Raw genomic sequence first — 1296 nt, 5'->3', positions numbered from 1 at the left:
CATAGTTGAGAACTTGCATAATTGCTAGGAGCAACTACTATATTCCTCCCATACCATTCAGCTTTATATTCAAGCATAACTCTAAATTCATACCAACTCGCTTCTGATATTACTCTTGCTAGTTTATGATTTTTCATCATATTACTTACTTTCAAATCTTCTATAGCTATAGATTGGTTTTCTCTTATTAGCTTTATAGATAATTTGTGTAAGAAATCTTTTCTTTGATTAGCTATCTTTTGATGCAGTTTAGCTACTTTTAATCTAGCTTTATTTCTATTATTGCTACCTTTTTTCTTTCTTGATAAATCTTTTTGAAGCTTTCTTAATCTCTTTTCTGATTTTCTAAGATGCTTAGGATTATGTTCTATGTATCCATCTGAACATATTACAAACTCTTTCAATCCAACATCAACCCCTATTTTTCTATCAATTTTAGATAACTTGATATTCTCTGTATCAACTAAGATAGAAATAAAGTATTGTCCCATGGGATTTTTAGATATAGTGGCACTTTTTATTTCACCTTTGAAAAGTCTATGTTGCTTTATTTTTATCATAGATTTTAATTTAGGTAGTTTTATATATCCATTTTCAATATATATAGTTTCTTTTTGGTTATTGGTTTTATAGCTAATTCTATTAGTTTTCTTTTTGAATTTTGGAAAACCAATAGATTTATCTCTAAAGAAATTTTTATAAGCCGTATCTAAGTTCATTTGCGCATTTGCTAACGCTAACGAATCTACTTCTTTTAGCCATTCATATTCTTTCTTGAATTTAGCGGGTGTTAAGTATAACTTAGACATCTCTTTTGGAGTTAATTTATCTTTATTCTTTTCATAAACTTCAATCCTATTAGCTAACATTTGGTTATAAATAAATCTACTACAACCACAAGTTTTAGCTATATATATTTGTTGTTCTTCATTTGGATATATTCTATATTTATAAGCCTTTAGCATACGTAACACCTCCTTACTTTTTCCCTTGATTTTCTATATATTTTCTTACAATTTCAATAGGGGCTCCTCCAGTGGTTAATAAACAGTAACTTCTACTCCAAAAATATTCTTTCCAAAGTTGTTTTTTTATCATTGAATATTCCTTTTTTATAAGTCTACTACTTGCAGATTTATAAGCATTTATGAATTTTGATATTTCTGTATTTGGTGAACCTCTAAATAACAAGTGAATATTATCTTTATCGTGATTCCATTCTTCTAAAATTACATTGTACTTAGGCGAAATATATTCAAATATTTCTTTTAGTCTGTTTGAAATATCTTCATCAAT

2 protein-coding genes are annotated in these 1296 nt (G+C 27.2%); both read right to left on the bottom strand.

The features are described from left to right. Positions 1 to 965 (bottom strand): RNA-guided endonuclease TnpB family protein (locus K5V21_RS18990; RefSeq protein ID WP_221862661.1); only part of this gene is annotated, 965 nt, incomplete at its 3' end. A 13-nt stretch (positions 966 to 978) separates the two neighbouring features. Beyond that, the coding region (gene tnpA, locus K5V21_RS18985) for an IS200/IS605 family transposase (RefSeq protein WP_221862659.1) at positions 979 to 1296 on the bottom strand (318 nt) is incomplete at its 5' end.

It is taken from the genome of Clostridium sardiniense (assembly GCF_019753795.1).
GTDB lineage: Bacteria > Bacillota > Clostridia > Clostridiales > Clostridiaceae > Clostridium > Clostridium sardiniense.
This window is presented reverse-complemented; position numbering and strand designations above follow the sequence as displayed.